This window comes from Streptomyces sp. SDT5-1, from assembly GCF_052245995.1.
Classification (GTDB): Bacteria; Actinomycetota; Actinomycetes; order Streptomycetales; family Streptomycetaceae; genus Streptomyces.
Genome location: NZ_CM125963.1, coordinates 7211401 through 7227614, shown reverse-complemented (window position 1 = coordinate 7227614; position 16214 = coordinate 7211401). Strand labels below are relative to the sequence as shown.

Here is a 16214-nt window from a genome sequence, read left to right as displayed (position 1 = left end):
CGACTCGGCAGGCTGAGGTGTGCCGCGATCCGGCGGACACATCCGGGAGTGGGGAAGCGCGTGGTGACTGTCAACGATCAGGGATCCGGCGGCCGGGGCCAGCTCCAGGGCCTCAAGGTGGTCGAGTTCGCGCATGTGGTGGCGGGCCCGCTGGCCGGTTCCATGCTCGCCGACCAGGGCGCCGACGTGGTGCACGTGGAGCCGCCGGGCGCCGGTGACGCGGCGCGGGCCATGGGGCCGAGGAAGGACGGGCAGCCCCTCTGGTTCAAGGTCGCCGGGCGCAACAAGCGCTCCGTGACGCTCGACCTCCACCAGGAGTCGGGGCGCGAGCTCGCCGCGCGGCTCGTGGCCTGGGCCGACGTCGTCATCGTCACGCTGCGAAACGGCCGGCTGCGCTCGTGGGGCCTGGACTGGGAGTCCGTGCACCGCGTCAACCCGAAGGCCGTGCTGTTGCAGATCTCCGGCTTCGGCGCCACGTCCTCCCGCGCCGACGAGCCGGGGTTCGGCAAGGTCGGCGAGGCCCGCAGCGGCGTGGTGCACCTGACCGGCTTCGCGGACACCCCGCCCGTGCACACCGGCTTCTCCCACGGCGACGCCGTGACCGGTCTGATGGGCGCCTACGCGGTACTGGCCGCCCTGCACCGTCGCGACCACGACCCGGACTTCGACGGCGAGTGGATCGACCTGGCCCTCTTCGAGCCCCTGTTCCGGCTCGTCGAATGGCAGGTCATCGTGCACGATCAGCTCGGCACGGTGCCGGAGCGCACCGGGAACCAGCTCGCGGTCGCACCGGCCGCCGTCATCAACACCTACCGGTCGCACGACGGCGAATGGATCACCGTGACGTCGGCGACCCTCCGCTCGGTCCGCAACGTCGCCGCGCTCCTCGGCCACGCCGAGGCCGAATTCGCCACCACGGAGCAGCAGTTCGCGCGCCGGGCCGAACTGGACGAGGGCCTGCGGGCGTGGGTGGCCGGGCGCACGGCCGCCGAGTGTCTGGAGGCCTTCGCGCGGGCCGAGGTCGTCGCGTCACGGGTGTTCAGCGCTGCCGACATCGCCGCGGACCCCGTCTACGCGGAGCGCGAGGACATCGTCACGGTCGACGACGCCGACCTCGGACCGGTACGCATGCAGTCGGTCATCCCGCACTTCCGGCAGCGGCCCGGAGCGGTGTGGCGGACCGGACCTGCCCTCGGCCAGGACAACGCGCTCGTCTACCGGGAGTGGCTGGGTGTGGGCGAGGCGGAACTCACCGATCTGGAGAAGCACGGTGTCGTCTGAGGTGTCCTCGCGGTCCGACCCGGCCCCGGCGCGCGCGGTGTCACCGTCCGGGACCCCACGCGCCCGGCCCGCGCACCACCGGCCCCCGCTGCGCTCGATGCTGTTCGTACCGGGCAACAGGACGGCGTCCTGGCTGCCGAAGGCCCGTGCGGCCGGCGCCGACGCGGTCATCCTCGACCTGGAGGACGCGCTGCCCGATACCGACCGGGCGGCGGCCGTGCGTCAGGTGGCCGGGGCGTTGGCAGCGCGGGCCGTCGCGGGCTCCGGCCCCGCGCTCTTCGTCCGGGTCAGGCCGCTGGACGGCTGGGCCGCGGTCGAGGAACTGCGCGCGGTGTGCGGGCCAGGCCTGAGCGGCGTCGTGCTGCCCAAGGTGTCGGGGCCCGACGACATCCGCTTCGCCGACCGGCTCCTGACCTGGTGCGAGCACGAACACGGCCTGGCACACAGCACGTTGGCGCTCGTCCCCCTCCTGGAGACCGCTGAAGCCCTCCGCGACGCCTACGGCTGCGCGACGGCAGCCGCCGACCGCGTCGCACACCTCGGCGCCGTCACGGGGGCAGGCGGGGACGTCGAGCGCGCCGTCGGATACCGCTGGAGCCCCGCGGGCCACGAGACGTACGCCCTGCGGGCCCGCGTCCTGCTCGACGTCCGGGCCGCGGGGGCGCCGCACCCGGTGGCCGGACTGTGGACACGGATCGGCGATCTCGACGGCCTGCGCGGCTTCGCCGAGCAGAACCGGGCGCTCGGCTACACGGGCATGATGGCCATCCATCCGTCCCATGTCCCGGTCCTCAACGAGGTGTTCGCCCCGAGCGCCGAGGAACTCGCCCACGCGGCCCGTCTGATCGAGGCCGTGGAGGCGGCGCAGGCGCGGGGCGTGGGCGCGGTGACGTTCGAGGGCGAGATGGTCGACGAGGCGATGGCGGCGACGGCGAGAGCGCTGTTGGCCCGGCACGCCTGAGCGAAGGTGAGCCCGGTGCGGGCGCGCCTGTCGCCACCCTGCCCCGCCCCGCCACGGCCTCCGTCAGCTCCCCGCCAGGCCCGCCGGTCCTTCCTGGGCCTGCAGGGTGCCCGCGGGCAGCCGGTCGTTGCCCCAGCTGCGCTCGATGTAGCCGATGATGCGTGCGATGTCCTCGGCGGGCACCCGCTCCGGTACGCCGTGCTCGAGCGGGTCGGCGTGGAAGATGTAGAGCCGCGAGGCGAACTGGTCGAACGGCAGGGAGGCCTCGCCGAACCGCTCGCCGTTGCCCGCGGTGGAGACGACGACGCCGTCGCCCCAGTCCTGGCCGCTGTCGTTGTTCGGGTTGAAGAAGTACACCCGCATGACGTCCTGCGGGTCCGGCGCCACCCGCAGGATCGTGATGGCGTGCCAGCCGACGTAGCGGGCCGCGCTGTCGGTGACGGCGACGCCGGCCGGCTGCGGGTGGATCAGCGGCTGCTCGCCGTTGTAGGTCGGGTGGTAGCTCACGTGGAACTGCCGCAGGAAGTCGTCGAGGTCGACCAGGTTCCCGGTCGCGACATCGACGTTGATGTGGAACCCGCGGGCCGCCCACCAGCCGTGGAACTCGGGGTTGACCCACCGGTGCGGGTCCCCCGGTCGCCCGACGCAGCGCCGCCCCATTTCGGCGTAGATCCGGTCCAGGTGGGGCACCACGAGCAGCGACACCGGGTCCAGGTCCGTCGGCAGCGTGCTCGCGACTCCTGCCCCGCTGCCCTTCGACGAGATCGGCTGGCCCTCGAAGTGCATGAGGATCTCGTCGTCGCGGGCGGCCCAGACCACCACTTGCAGCAGGTAGTCCGGGTCGTTGTAGGCCCACATCGACAGCGCGCGGGCCGACTGGCAGGTGGGGTTGTCGCCCTGGCCGACACCGAGCGGCAGCCCCAACATCGAGAGCACTCCGGCGACCAGGCGCGCCCGCGGCTCAGGTGTCTCGCCGAAGGCCGCGATCAGTCGCTCGCGCGCGACCGGGGAGAGTTCGAGCGACAGCTGCCGCCACAGCGCGGGCACCACCGGTGGTTCGTACAGGATGCCTCGGTCGAGCAGCAGCGCGAGACCGTAGACGCACTGCGCGGTCTGCGGGTGCACGGCCACCTCGATCAGCCGGTGCACCAGGTCGCTGTAGCGCAGCAGGCAGTTGCGGCCGGTGTCGGAGAGGCCGAGCGCCTCGCCGAGGAGGTAGTCGCTCTCGCGCAGCAGGAACCGGAGCAGTTCCGCGTGGTACGGCGACACCAGGCCGGTGTCGTGCATGGCCCGCGCGAATCCGGTCGCCTCGTACTGCAGGGCGCCGGCGTCCATCGCTTCGAGCCGGGAGTGGAAGACGTCGATGCCCGGATCGTCGCGGCATGCCTCGGTGGTCCCGAACAGGCTCGTGATGAGCCGGTCGATGCCCTGCCCCGACGACGGGCCGAGAGCGACGTCCGGGTCGTTGCGGTAGACCGCGATCCGGGTGATCAGGGCCTGTACCGACTCGACCTGGATCGGGCGCTGGCGCAGGATCCGCCAGATCTCGTCGACCAGGTCGTCCAGGACGCTGTCGTAACCGATCTCCTCGGCGATGTGCCGGAACAGGTCGCGGATCAGCTCCGCGGTGCGGCCCTGCTGGACCCGCTCCGCCTCGCTGGGCGCGCCGAACAACAGCTCCAGGTTGGCCGCCAGCACCTGGGAGAGGAACTGGCGGGCGTCCTCGGCCGGCAGCGTCGGGTGCGCGTAGTCTCCGCGGGCGACCGCGAGCATCCGCAGCTCGCTGGTCGCCTCCATGACGACGGTGTCCGCGTCGGCACTGTGCAGTCCCGGTCCTGCCAGGGCCGGGAGGAGGATCTCCGGCGACGCCCAGTCCGTCCCCTGGAAGAGCCCGGCGTCCTCGATGGCCTGCGCCCTCTCCTGGATCGCCGCGGCGCCGCCCGGCTGCTTGAGCACCCGCCGCAGTGCTTCCAGGACCCGCCGCAGCTTCGTGTGCTTGCCGAAGTCGCGGGTGTCGGCCATGGCCTGGATGGCGTCGTCGAGCGAGGCCACGCGCTTGTGCAGCGTCGTGGCCTCACCGTTGACGTCGACGGTCGGTTTCAAAGGGTTTCCCTCGGGTTGGCCTCCTGCGTCGACGGGTCGTCAGACGTAGAAGTCGAGCTCTTCCTGCTTCTTCAACAGATCGCGCATGCGGTAGGGGTCGTCACCGAAGAAGTACACCAGACCCCAGTGGTTGCCGAACGCGGTCCTCTTGGTGACGGTCTCCTCGAGCGGTGTCGAGAGGTCGTGCGACTCGTAGTAGTCGTCGTCCTCGGTCTCCTCGGGGATCTCGAGGTCGCTGACGACACGGCGGCGCGGGTAGACACCGAAGCAGCCTGCCACCCCGGACGCGTCGACGACCTCGCGCGGGAAGAAGGCGTCGATCTCCTCCTCGGTCGTCTTCGGGTCGAACGCGAGGACCAGCGCCTGGTAGGCGTTGAAGCCGTAGGCCCGCTCGAGCAGTTCGAACACCTTGAAGCCGGGCGGCCGGTAGGCGACCTCGCCGAAGTACATCTCTCCGTCACTGGTGACGAAGTACTCCGGGTGCACGAAGCCGAACTCGATGTCGAACGTCTTGATGAGCTTCTCGATCTGCGCCGTGATCTGCGGGCGGTAGCGCTCCAGCTCGGGGGTCGCCGGCACGAACACCGAGTACCCCAGCGTGACGTACTCGGAGATGTTCAGGAACTTGATCTTCCCGTTGTGCACCCACGCCTCGACCGCGAACTCCCAGCCGTCGAGGTGGGATTCCATGAGGACGGGGAACTCCTCGTCCGGGATCGAGTCGATCTCGTCCGGGGTGCGGATGACGCGGTGGCCGAGGCAGCCCGCCTTGTCGAAGGCCTTGAGGTGGATCGGGTCGTTCGGGTCGCCGTCCAGCTTGAGCAGGGTCTGGTTGACGCGCTTGAGGAAGCGGATCACGTCGTCCCTGTCGTGGGCCTCCTCGAAGATACCGACCCGGATGCCGCCGAGCTGCGCGCGGCGCTTCATCAGCGCCTTGTCCCGCAGCAGCATGGCCTGACCGTACAGACGCGGGTTGCCGAGAAGGACCGAGTTGATCGCTCCCGCCCATTCGACCGTCTCCTCGTACAGCGGGATCGCGACGTCGACGCCCTCGTTCTGAAGCGTCTCGGCGATCTCCATGGAGCGGTCGTTGAGCCGTTCGAAGTTCCATGGCACGTACGGGATGTCGTGCTCGACGCAGTACTCCTCGGCCCACTCCGGGGCCACCACGACATATCTCCGATCGAACCGGTCGAGGGCCTCCACTGCGTTGAGACTCCAGCCAAGAAGCGCTACGTAGCCCTTGTCCGGGTTCCTGGTGACCGGTTCGCGCTGCGGCATAGACAGATTCTCCTTCGGCGCGTACGCCCATCGGGGGTGTGGCTGATTCGCCTGCCCGACGATGCGGTGCACAAACGCGGGACCCGGTCCAAGGCGGCGAAGTGGCGGCATGCTCCAACTCGCCATACTGCGGCGCGAGTTGACGGCGGACAGGAGTTCAGCCCTGGGCTTCACTCTCGGCGACGCCCGCACCTGGCCCCCGCAACAGCTAGAAGTACCGCTGCGTCTGGAAGACCAGAAGTGCCAGCTGGACCCGGTTGTCCAGGCCCGTCTTGGTGAGCGCGCGGGAGATGTGGGTCTTGACCGTGCCTTCGCTCATGAAGAGGGCCTTCGCGATGGTCGCGTTGGACGCGCCTTCGGCGACGGCCTCGGCCACGGCGCGCTCGCGGTCGGTGAGAGCTTCCAATGCCTGCCGGGCTCTGGCGCCGGCTGCGTCGTTGGCCGTGCGGGTGTGGCGTGCCACGAGTTGGCGGGTGATCGTCGCCGAGAACGCGGACTCCCCCGAGGCGGCGAGGTGAATCGCGTGGCAGAGCTCTTGCGGCGCGACGTCTTTGAGCAGGTATCCGCTCGCGCCGGCCTCCAGTGCGTCGAGGACGTGTGTGTCCAGGTGGAAGGTGGTCAGCATCAGCACCGCGACCGACGGTGCCGCAGCGAGGACTCGGCGGGTGGCCTCGACGCCGTCCATCTCCGGCATTTGAAGGTCCATCAGTACGACATCGGGCCGGTGCCGGGTTGCCTCGCTGACGGCCTCGGCTCCGCCGGGTGCCTCGGCGATGACCGTGATGGTGGGGTCCATCGACAGGACCATCGACAGACCGGTGCGGACCATCGCGTCGTCGTCGACGATGAGCACCGAAGTCGGGTCGCCCGGGGCGCTGTTGGAGGACGGGGAGCCGGTCATCGCAGGGGCACCCGCGCAGACAGTCGGAACTCGTGGGTGTCCTCACCGCGGTCGACGACCTCGTGTTCGGCGACGCCTCCCACGGCGGCGATCCGTTCGGCGAGACCGCGCAGGCCGGCACCGCTCCCGGGCAACGCCGACGCGGACGCCTCGATCGGGTTGGTGATCGTGACGAGGGTGTCACGGCCCTCGCGGCGGACATTCACTGTCACCAAGGCGCCAGGGGCGTGCTTGCGTGCGTTGGTCAGTCCCTCTTGTACGACTCGGTAGATGTGCTCGGTGTTCGCGGGTTCCTGCACCGCCGATGCACTGTCACCGCCAGCGGTCGGATCAAGGTGCGCGACGATCATCTGGCCTGCCTGTCTGGCTTCGTCGATCAGACCGGCGACGGTGTGCTCGTGGTCGGAGGCCCGGGGTGTCACGACGGTGCCGTCGCGCAGCATGCCGATCACCGTGCGCAGCTCGTCGAGTGCGCTGATCGCGGTCGTGCGGATCGTCGCGGCCGTGGTGCCGACGTTCTTGACGTTGTCCCCGGCGACCGCGAGCCCGCCCGCGTAGAGGGCGATCAGCGAGATGTAGTGCGCCACCGAGTCGTGCATGTCCCGGGCGATTCGGGCGCGTTCGGCCATCTGGATCTGTTCCGCGCGCTGCTCGCGCTCGCGCTCGATACGGGCCGCCCTGTCCCGGTAGACCGCGACCAGGTCCTGCTGCTTCTGCTGCAGCGCGCCCCAGGCCACGACGGCGAGCGCGATCGCGGCGTTGACCGCGACGGTGAGGCTCAGCGCGGAGTTGGCCGGATACAGCAGCCAGAAGACGAGGGCTCCGACGATGTCGGCGAACGCCACGACGAACGCCAACTCCATCCGTCGGCTGCGCGCCACGGCGAACAGGGCTACGTAGTTGGCCACTCCGGCGGTGGCACTGAACGCCCCGACAACCGCCAGCATCAGGCCGATCGCGACCGGAGCACGGTGACGTAATAGCAGCACGAGACTCGCGGCGGCGCCCACGGCGATGTCGAGGACGCGCCACCCTCCGCCCGGCCGCTGCTCGAGCACCAGGAACAGCATGGCCAGTCCACCGGCGAACGACGCGAGTACGAGCAACGCCGACCGGCCGCGCGCGATCCACGGCCCTCGACGCACCGGGGGCTCGTCGTCGCTGCGACCGTCGACGACGGCGCGGGGAGGAATCGGCACCGGACCACCCTAGACCGCCCGCCTCGGCGAGGCAGTCAACGAAAGTCGTAGGAGCCATTGGCCGTTGGTGGACCCCATCAGGCCCGATCGGCAGACGTCCGACGGGCTGCCGGACCGACACCGTTGAGGACATGGACAACACCACACATCCTCACCGCCGATACCTGATGACGCTGCTCGGGCTCGACCCGACCGATCGGCGCTCCACCTCACGGGCCCGCTTCGTCATCACCACGATCGCCGCCTTCGCGACCGCCGTACAGCTCATCGTCTGGCTGCTGATCGGCATCTTCAGCGCTCGGCTCGACGGCCCGTGGTGGCTGTGGACGCCCGCGAGCGCCCTCCTCGTCGACGCCGCGCTGCTGTCCGTGGACCACGTCCGCCACCAGTGGTCACGCACCGGGCGGGAGTCACTGTGACCACGCCGCACTTCACCGGCCGGGCGGGGATGGCGGTGGGTGCCCTCGCGGTGCCGATGGTGGCCCTGTACTTCGTCTACTCCGGGCCACCTCCGGAGTGGAACGTCCTGACGCGCAGCCTGCTGACGCTCGTGACCATGGCCGTGCTGACGGCGTTCGGCGTCGCCCTGGCACGCCTGCTGCCCAGGGACGACACGGGACGGCGCACCATCGCCGGTCAGCTCGCCCTCGTGTCGCTGCTCATCTACGTCGCCGTGATCCTCTTCGCCACCTCGCTCGAGGCCGGCACTCCCCTGGCCTACCCGGACCGGGGGATGGACCCGACCACGGACGGCCCACTGGCGGCCGCCATGGCACTGGCCCACGGGCCGATCGCGCACCTCTGGATCGCGATGTTCCTGCTCGGATTCGCCCGCGCCGCACGGCAGTTCACGACCGCCACGTCGCCGATGGCTCCAGGGTGGGCCTTGCGCGGAACGGTCATCGTCGGAGTCATCAACCTGCTGGCCGTCCCGTCGCTCTACTTCGGCATGGACGCCACCCACTTCTACGCGATCAACGGGTGGGGCGCGGATGCCCTCGTCGGGCTGATCACGCTGGTCTGGGTCGGGTTCATCGGCCTGGGCGTCTACCGGTCGAGCAAGAACCGGGCAGGCCCGCTGACTTGATGCCGTTGAACGGCTTACGACCACGAGTCCTCGCCCCGCGTTGACGCGGGGCGAGGAGTTTCCGCGGCCTGTCAGGCTCCCGCCGGGCGGCCTCCCCCTCGCGTCAGCGCGTAGCCTCCGATACCCGCCAGCGCCGCGAGCACCGCGCCCGCCGCCGTCCACAGCCAGCGGTTCGTCCACCAGGCCGAGGCCCAGCCGTCCGCCGGTGCGGACTGCTCGGCGGAGGCGGTCGTGCCCGGGACCAGCGGGGTGGACAGGCTGCCGTCGACCGCAGCCGCGCCGCCCATGTCCTTCGAGTGGGCCTCCACCGACGCCGTCACCGGCTGGCCCAGGTCGGCGTCGGCGAGCGAGGTCGCCGTGAGACGCACGTAGTAGGTGCCGGGCAGCGGGTCGTTGCTCCAGGCGTCCGCCGAGGCGTGCACCGTACGCACCGTGCAGGCGAGCTCCACGCGCTTCGCCCCGGCCTCAGCGGCACGTTCCTGCATGCCGTACTGGCAGGGCTGGCGGCGCCTCAGCCCGTCGTAGACGTCGATGCGCCAGGTCTGCGCGCCGTGCCGGGCCTGCGGATCGGGCAGCTCGACGGTCGCCTTCACCGTCGGGCGCTGACCGGCGTCGGCCGGGAACGACCAGTACAGGTAGTCGCCCGTCGACGCGCTCGCCGTCGCCTTCTGGTCCTGCTGCATCCGCGCCGCCGCACGGAACGACGTGCCCGCCTCCGTCGGGGCCTTCCTGGCGGCGGTGTCGTCGCCCTCGTCCGCGGCGACGGGCCCGGCCAGTGTCAGCACTGCGACAGCGGCGCCCAGCACCCCCGCGACCGGCCGCCTCGTACGCGTCAACTGCGTCGCGAATCTCATCAGTTCGTCCTCCAGACAGAGACGCGCCAGCGCGAGAGCCAGCCCCAGATGACACCCGCGAGGAAGCCGACCACGACCAGGGCGGCCAGCAGCCACCAGCCGTGGCCGAGCCCGAACGCGGCCACGTCGGACGCCCGGTCCGGGCCGTCCACGACGTCGACGGACAGCTCGACCGGCAGGCCGGGGGTCGTCTTCACCGAGGCGGGCGCGGAGAAGGAGTTCGAGACCTGGAGGCAGACCGGCTCCGCCTGCGTCTCGTCCGCGTCGTCGTCGCCCTCGGGCTTCGGGTAACGCAGGCCCGTGGAGAGGACGTCGGTACGTCCGTCCCCCGCTTCCTGCCCGCGCACGATCTCCCGGCCGTGCGTGGTGACGGCGCGCAGCAGCACGCCGTAGTCCCGGTTGACCGCACGGTCGGCCGCGACGCTCACCGAGGCGCGCAGCTCCTGCCCCGGTTCGACGTCGACGCGGTAGAAGCGGTGCTCGCCGAACTTCTCGCGGTCGGTGTAGAGGCCGGCCTTGAGCTGCGGCGCGTCGGCGCACTGCGCGGCGCCGTCGACGGCCACGGGCGTGGCCACCGGGTCGGCCGCCCGGTCGACCAACTGGCCGACCTTGTCGGAGAGCTGTTCCTTGTGGTGCACGGCGGTGTAGGTGCCGCCGGTCGCGTCCGCGATGCAGGACAGCTGCTCACGCGTCTTCGCGTCGGCGACGAGCCCGAGCGTGTCGATGGTCAGACCGATGCCCTTGGCGGCTATCTCGCGAGCCACCTCGCACGGGTCGAGCGGCTGGCAGGTGTCCTCGCCGTCGCTGATGAGGACGATGCGCTTCGCGCCGGTGCCGGACGCGAAGTCGTCCGCGGACTTGAGCAGGGCCGGGCCGATCGGCGTCCAGCCGGTGGGCTGGAGCGTGGCCACGGCGGTCTTGGCCTCGGTGCGGTCCAGCGGGCCGACCGGGTAGAGGCGCTCGGTGTCCTTGCAGCCCGTCTTCCGGTCGTCCCCGGGGTAGTTGGCCCCGAGCGTCCTGATCCCGAGCTCCACATCGTCGGGCGTCGCGTCGAGCACCTCGTTGAACGCCTGCTTCGCCGCGGCCATCCGGGAGCCGCCGTCGATGTCGCGGGCGCGCATGGACCCGCTCACGTCCAGGACGAGTTCGACCTGGGGCGTCGGTCTTTCGTCGGCTTCGTCGGCGTACGCCTGCGTGGGCGCCGGCCCGCCGACGGCGAGGGCGGCGAGCAGGGCGCACAGGCCCGCCGCCAGCCGTTTTTTGATGATCATCGGCGGATCTTATGGATCTTGTCGGGAGGAGATCAAAACGGGGGTCCTCAAGTGCGCACCGTCGTGTCCCACTCCCCAGGTTTCTCGTGCAACCCTCGGGCGCCCTTACGAGTCTCCTGTGTGCCGAAAGGTGGGTCACCCGCCTCCTCATCTCAGCCACCCTGCGAAAGGCCCGCCCATGAAGCGCACGCTCACGCTGATCACCGCGCTCGCCGTCACCGCGCTGTCGCCCACCACGGCGCACGCGGCGGTCAAGAAGGCCAAGACGCCACTGACGTGCGAGAACCGGACGTTCACCTCGAGACCGGGCCCGAGCTTCAGCGACCCCGAGGACCCCGACGCCCAGATGAACGTCATGGGCCCGATCATCGATTCGATCAACAGCGCCAGTTGCGGGCAGACCATACGCGTCGCCATGTACTCGATCGGCAGCACGCACCCGGGGCCGGAATTCGCCAACGCCCTGATCGCCGCGCACCAACGCGGCGTCATCGTCAAGGCGCTGATGGACTCTCACAGCGACAACGCGGTCTGGCAGTCTCTGGTCACCGAGCTGGGCAACGACCCGAAGGCCTCCAGCTTCGCCGCGCTGTGCCCGGGCGGCTGCCTGACCCACTACTCCGGGTCCGCCCTGCACGCGAAGTACTACATGCTCAGCGGCGGGAGCGACGCGAACAGGACGGTGACCGTCAGCAGCGCCAACCCCACCTCAGCCCAGGCCAGAACGGCGTGGAACAGCGCCGCCACCGTCAAGGGCAACGTCGACCTGTACAACTCCTACGTCCGCTACTTCACGGCCATGTCGAAGGGCGCGCTCAACGGCTCTGGCCCGCTGGTGCCCGACTACTACAACACCACCAGCGGCACGGACGCCAGGACGACCCTGTCCCCGCCCTCGTACCAGTGGCCCAAGGCGCGCTCCAAGAGCGACACCTGGGTCGACTTCCTGAACAACGTCAAGGCGCCGGCCACGATCAACATCGCCATGTTCCAGTGGACCTCCCACGGGAAGCCGGGCGACCGGAACTATCTGGAGCTGCCGAAGAAGCTGGTGAGCCTGGGGAAGAGCGGCGTGAAGATACGGATACTCTTCACCGCCGGTCAGGTCGACGGCAGCGTGGAGGACTACCTGAAGGACCGGGCGAACATCGAGGTGCACGACACCTCCCGCGGCACCGACGCGAACGGCAACGCCCTGCACTACACGCACGACAAGTACATGATGGTCAGCGGCGGTTACGCGAGCTCGTCCAACGCCCGAGTCGTGTTCGTCGGCTCCTCGAACTGGACGAGCAACGGCGTCTGGCACAACGACGAGTCGGACCTGAAGCTGGTCGGCCAGTCCAGCTACGACATGTTCATGAACGACTGGCAGAACCAGTTCAACCGCTGCTGCGGGACCGTGGCGCGGGAGTTGAGCGCCGAGATGCGCGCCGAGAACACGGCACCCGAGATCCCGATCGACCCCGAGCAGGTCGAGGAGTAGGCACGTCGGGGACAGCCCTCAGCGGCCGTCCGCCAGCACCCGGTCCGGCGTGATGGGCAGTTCGCGCTGCCGCACGCCGGTCGCGTGGTGCACGGCGTTGCCGATGGCGGCGGCCGTTCCGACGATGCCGATCTCGCCGATGCCCTTGCTGCCCATGGGGTTGAGGTGGGGGTCGTCCTCGTCGATCCAGTGCGCCTCGATCGCGGGCACGTCGGCGTTCGCGGGTACGTGGTAGGCGGCGAGGTCGCGTTCCACGAAGTCACCGAAGGCGGGGTCCAGCGTGCTGCCCTCGGTGAGGGCCATCCCCAGGCCCATCGTCATGCCGCCGATGAACTGGGAGCGCGCGGTACGGGAGTTGAGGATGCGGCCCGCCGCGTAGACACCGAGCAGTCGTCGCACGCGGACCTCGCCGGTCACCGTGTCGACACCGACCTCGGCGAAGTGCGCGCCGAAGGCGTGTCGGGCGTAGTCGCTGTCGGCGTCGGCGCGGCCCGCCGTGTCGGCCGTGGCATCGAGCCCCTCCGCCGGGAGCTCCTGTCCCTTGCGGTCGGCGAGGTCCGCCGCCAGTCGCGTACAGGCCTCGTGGACGGCCCAGCCCCAGGAGGCCGTGCCGGAGGAGCCGCCCGCGAGGGAGGCGGTGGGGAGGTCGCTGTTGCCGACTTCGGTGCGCACACGGTCCGCCGGGACGCCGAGTGCGTCGGCGGCGACCTGGGCCAGGACGGTGCGCGCGCCGGTCCCGATGTCGGTGGCGTTGATCCGGACGACGAAGCTGCCGTCCGGGTCGGCGTGGGCGCTCGCGCGCGAGGGCGCCACATTCACGGGGTACGTCGCGGCCGCCACGCCGGAGCCGACCAGGACGGGCCCTTCGGCGCGCGAGCGGGGGCGCGGGTCGCGTGCGGACCAGCCGAAGCGGCGGGCTCCCTCGCGCAGGCATTCGGCGAGGTGGCGGCTGCTGAAGGGGCGGGCGCTGTCGGGTTCGTTCCGGGTGTCGTTGCGCAGCCGCAGTTCGACGGGGTCGATGCCGAGGGTCTCCGCGAGTTCGTCCATCGCCGACTCCAGGGCGTACATGCCCGGGGCCTCCCCCGGTGCGCGCATCCAGGAGGGGCTGGGCACGTCGAGCGGGAGCACCCGGTGGGTGGTGCGGGCGTGCGGCGAGGGGTACATGACGCGTGTGACGGCGGCCGCCGTCTCGACGAACTCCTTGATACGGGAGGTGTGCGACGTCACCTCGTGCACCACGGAGGTGAGCGTGCCGTCGGCCTCAGCCGCGAGCCGCACCCGTTGCACGGTCGGCGAGCGGTGGCCGACGACGGCCGCCAACTCCCTTCGGTGCAGCGCGAGTTTGACCGGCCGCCCGGTGACACGGGCAGCCATGGCGGCGAGCACCACGTGCGGCCGTGGTGTGCCCTTGGAGCCGAAGCCGCCGCCGACGTGTTCGGAGAGGACCGTCACCTGCTCCTTCGGCAGCTCGAACAGGCCGGCCAGGACGTCGCGTACGGTGCTGGCGCCCTGGCTGGAGTCGTAGGCGATGAGCCGGCCGTCCTCCCAGCGGGCGGTCGCCGCGTGCGGTTCCATCGGGTGGTTGTGCAGCGGCGGCACCCGGTAGGTGACGTCGACCCGTGCGTCGGCGCGGGCGTACGCGGCGTCGGCGTCGCCGCGTGTGTGCTCGCCCGATGTGCCGTCGGTGTCCTCGGGAACGTAGGCGTCGGGGTGGTCGGCGGTCAGGGTGACGTCGTGGGGTTCCTCGGCGTAGGTGACACGGACGGCGGCGGCGCCTTCGCGTGCGGCCTCCAGGCTGTCGGCGACGACGAGCGCGACGTACCAGCCGCGGTGCGGGACCCGGGCGTTCTGGAGCACGGCGAGCGTCGCGTCGTCCGGTTCGGCCAGACGCGGAGCGTTGAGGTGGGTGAGGACCGTGACGACACCGGGCAGCGCCCGCGCCGCCGTGTCATCGATGGCGGTGACCTCGCCCCGTGCCACCTCGGCCGGCACCGGCCAGGCGTAGGCACACCCCTCGGGGGTGTGTTCGGCCGCGTAACGGGCGGCCCCGGTCACCTTGGCCGGGCCTTCCCTGCGCGCGGCAGGCGACCCGAGAGCGCTGGTGGTGTCCGGCATGGTTCTTCTCCCTGAAGAGCGGGTCGGGCGAGGCAGTGTGCCGTGTCAGGAGACTCCGGGCGGCGGCGTCAGGCGGCGCAGCATGTCGCAGGCCAGATTGCGGGCGAGGCGCACCTTGAACGCGTTGTCGCGCAACGGTTCCGCGGCTTCGAGTTCCGCGTCGACGGCCCGCTCGAACGACCCATCATCCGCAGCCTGGCCCGTCAGCGCGCGCTCGGCGCGCAGGGCCCGCCAGGGCCGGTGCGCAAGCCCCCCGAACGCGATGCGGACCTCGCCCACCACGCCGTCCTCCACCTTCAGGGCGACCGCCACAGAGGCGAGCGCGAAGGCGTACGAGGCGCGGTCGCGGGCCTTGCGGTAGGCGGAGGGCAGCCCGGCGGTGGCGGCCGGGAGCAGCACGCCGGTGACGAGTTCCCCGGGCGCGATCTCGGTGTCCAGGTCGGGACGGTCTCCGGGCAGCCGGTGGAACTCGGAGGCGGGCACGGTGCGCCGGCCTTCCGGGCCGTGCAGCTCCACCTGGGCGTCGAGCGCGGCGAGCGCGACCGCCATGTCCGAGGGGTGGGTGGCGATGCACTGCGGCGAGTGCCCCAGGACCGCGTGGTCGCGGTGGATGCCGTCGCGCGCCCCGCAGCCGGTGCCCGGCTCGCGCTTGTTGCAGGGTTTGCCCAGGTCCTGGAAGTACGGACAGCGGGTGCGCTGCAACAGATTGCCGCCGGTCGTGGCCATGTTCCGCAGCTGCCCCGAGGCCCCGGCGAGCAGCGCCTGCGACAGCACGGGATAGCGGGTGCGTACGGCGGGGTGAGCGGCGAGATCGCTGTTGCGCACGGTCGCCCCGACACGCACGGACCCATCCGCGAGCTCCTCGACCTCGTCCAGCGGAAGCCCACTGACGTCGACCAACGTCCCGGGCGCCTCCACGCCCAGCTTCATCAGGTCGACGAGGTTGGTGCCACCACCCAGGTAGCGGGCGCCTGGGTGACTCGCGTGGGCAGCGGTCGCCTCGTCGACGCTGCGGGCGCGTACGTACTGGAACTCCTTCATCGGGTCACGTCCTCGACGGCCTCGACGATGTGTGGGTAGGCCCCGCAGCGACACAGATTGCCGCTGAGCCTCTCGCGGATCTCGTCCCTGCTCAGCGCGACGGGTTCGCCCGGTTCCACGCCGGGATCCGTCACGTACGAGGGATGCCCGGCTTCGGCCTCGGCGATGGCACCGACGGCGGAGCAGAGCTGGCCGGGTGTGCAGTAGCCGCATTGAAAGGCGTCCCGGGCGAGGAAGGCGCGCTGGAGCGGGTGCAGACGCTCTTCACCGTCGCTGTCGCCGCCGTCACCGTCGCCGTCGCACAGACCTTCGATCGTGGTGATGTCGCATCCGTCCTGGGCGACGGCCAGCAGCAGGCAGCTGTTGGCGCGACGCCCGTCGACGAGCACGGTGCAGGCGCCGCACTGCCCGTGATCGCACCCCTTCTTCGCACCGGTCAGATCCAACCGCTCACGCAGGACGTCCAGCAGTGTGACCCGGTGGTCGACGGTGAGCTCGCAGCCCTTGCCGTTCACGGTCAGTGACACTGCCGAGTGGATGCCACCGCTTGCCATGGTCGCTCTGCTCCCTCGTCCGCCGTCCGAAGCGTGGTCCGGTCCACGACCCCGCGTATCCAGCCTGGGGCAGAACACAC

The 16214-nt window shown here is 70.8% G+C and carries 14 protein-coding genes; 5 read left to right on the top strand and 9 right to left on the bottom strand.

What is annotated here, in order from left to right; all coding sequences use genetic code 11:
- Positions 1-63 precede the first annotated feature (63 nt).
- Positions 64-1281: a CaiB/BaiF CoA transferase family protein gene (locus tag ACTWJ8_RS33130; RefSeq protein ID WP_443261242.1), complete on the top strand. Its 1218-nt coding sequence runs from the start codon at positions 64-66 to the stop codon at positions 1279-1281.
- Positions 1271-2242, top strand: coding sequence for an HpcH/HpaI aldolase/citrate lyase family protein (locus tag ACTWJ8_RS33125; RefSeq protein WP_443261241.1), 972 nt, complete (start codon positions 1271-1273; stop codon positions 2240-2242). The genes ACTWJ8_RS33130 and ACTWJ8_RS33125 overlap by 11 nt, the downstream gene beginning before the upstream one ends.
- Before the next feature lie 63 nt (positions 2243-2305).
- Here the strand turns inward: ACTWJ8_RS33125 and ACTWJ8_RS33120 are convergent, their stop codons facing one another.
- From ACTWJ8_RS33120 to ACTWJ8_RS33105, 4 genes are all read right to left on the bottom strand, one after another.
- Positions 2306-4345, bottom strand: coding sequence for a hypothetical protein (locus ACTWJ8_RS33120; protein WP_443261240.1), 2040 nt, complete (start codon positions 4343-4345; stop codon positions 2306-2308).
- A 39-nt stretch (positions 4346-4384) separates the two neighbouring features.
- Entirely contained in the window at positions 4385-5626 is a 1242-nt protein-coding gene (locus ACTWJ8_RS33115) for an ATP-grasp domain-containing protein (RefSeq protein WP_356373576.1), read from the bottom strand.
- Positions 5627-5834: 208 nt separating this feature from the next.
- Positions 5835-6527, bottom strand: a complete 693-nt coding sequence (locus ACTWJ8_RS33110; RefSeq protein WP_443261239.1) for a response regulator — start codon at positions 6525-6527, stop codon at positions 5835-5837.
- A complete protein-coding gene (locus tag ACTWJ8_RS33105) occupies positions 6524-7726 on the bottom strand; it encodes a sensor histidine kinase (protein WP_443261238.1) in 1203 nt (400 codons plus the stop codon). Before ACTWJ8_RS33105 ends, ACTWJ8_RS33110 begins: the two co-directional genes overlap by 4 nt.
- Positions 7727-7857: 131 nt before the next feature.
- On the opposite strand from ACTWJ8_RS33105, the gene ACTWJ8_RS33100 reads away from it, so the two are divergent.
- Positions 7858-8145, top strand: a complete 288-nt coding sequence (locus ACTWJ8_RS33100; RefSeq protein WP_443261237.1) for a hypothetical protein — start codon at positions 7858-7860, stop codon at positions 8143-8145.
- Entirely contained in the window at positions 8142-8813 is a 672-nt protein-coding gene (locus ACTWJ8_RS33095; RefSeq protein WP_443261236.1) for a hypothetical protein, read from the top strand. The genes ACTWJ8_RS33100 and ACTWJ8_RS33095 overlap by 4 nt, the downstream gene beginning before the upstream one ends.
- A 71-nt stretch (positions 8814-8884) precedes the next feature.
- Here ACTWJ8_RS33095 and ACTWJ8_RS33090 read toward each other — a convergent pair whose 3' ends face one another.
- Entirely contained in the window at positions 8885-9667 is a 783-nt protein-coding gene (locus ACTWJ8_RS33090) for a hypothetical protein (protein WP_443261235.1), read from the bottom strand.
- Complete coding sequence (locus ACTWJ8_RS33085) at positions 9667-10938, bottom strand: VWA domain-containing protein (RefSeq protein ID WP_443261234.1); 1272 nt, start codon at positions 10936-10938, stop codon at positions 9667-9669. The genes ACTWJ8_RS33090 and ACTWJ8_RS33085 overlap by 1 nt, the downstream gene beginning before the upstream one ends.
- Before the next feature lie 178 nt (positions 10939-11116).
- On the opposite strand from ACTWJ8_RS33085, the gene ACTWJ8_RS33080 reads away from it, so the two are divergent.
- On the top strand, positions 11117-12424 hold the full coding sequence (locus ACTWJ8_RS33080) for a phospholipase D-like domain-containing protein (RefSeq protein ID WP_356373584.1): 1308 nt from the start codon (positions 11117-11119) through the stop codon (positions 12422-12424).
- 18 nt (positions 12425-12442) lie between these two features.
- On the opposite strand, the gene ACTWJ8_RS33075 is transcribed toward ACTWJ8_RS33080, so the two are convergent.
- From ACTWJ8_RS33075 to ACTWJ8_RS33065, 3 genes are read right to left on the bottom strand one after another with little or no spacing between them, the layout of a single operon-like run.
- Entirely contained in the window at positions 12443-14539 is a 2097-nt protein-coding gene (locus tag ACTWJ8_RS33075) for a xanthine dehydrogenase family protein molybdopterin-binding subunit (RefSeq protein WP_443261233.1), read from the bottom strand.
- A 45-nt stretch (positions 14540-14584) separates the two neighbouring features.
- Positions 14585-15580 (bottom strand): FAD binding domain-containing protein, encoded by a 996-nt coding sequence (locus ACTWJ8_RS33070; protein WP_443261232.1) that lies wholly within the window; start codon positions 15578-15580, stop codon positions 14585-14587.
- Positions 15577-16134 carry a 2Fe-2S iron-sulfur cluster-binding protein gene (locus ACTWJ8_RS33065; protein WP_443261231.1) on the bottom strand — a complete coding sequence of 186 codons (558 nt, stop codon included), beginning with the start codon at positions 16132-16134 and terminating at the stop codon, positions 15577-15579. Before ACTWJ8_RS33065 ends, ACTWJ8_RS33070 begins: the two co-directional genes overlap by 4 nt.
- Between the last annotated feature and the right edge of the window lie 80 nt (positions 16135-16214).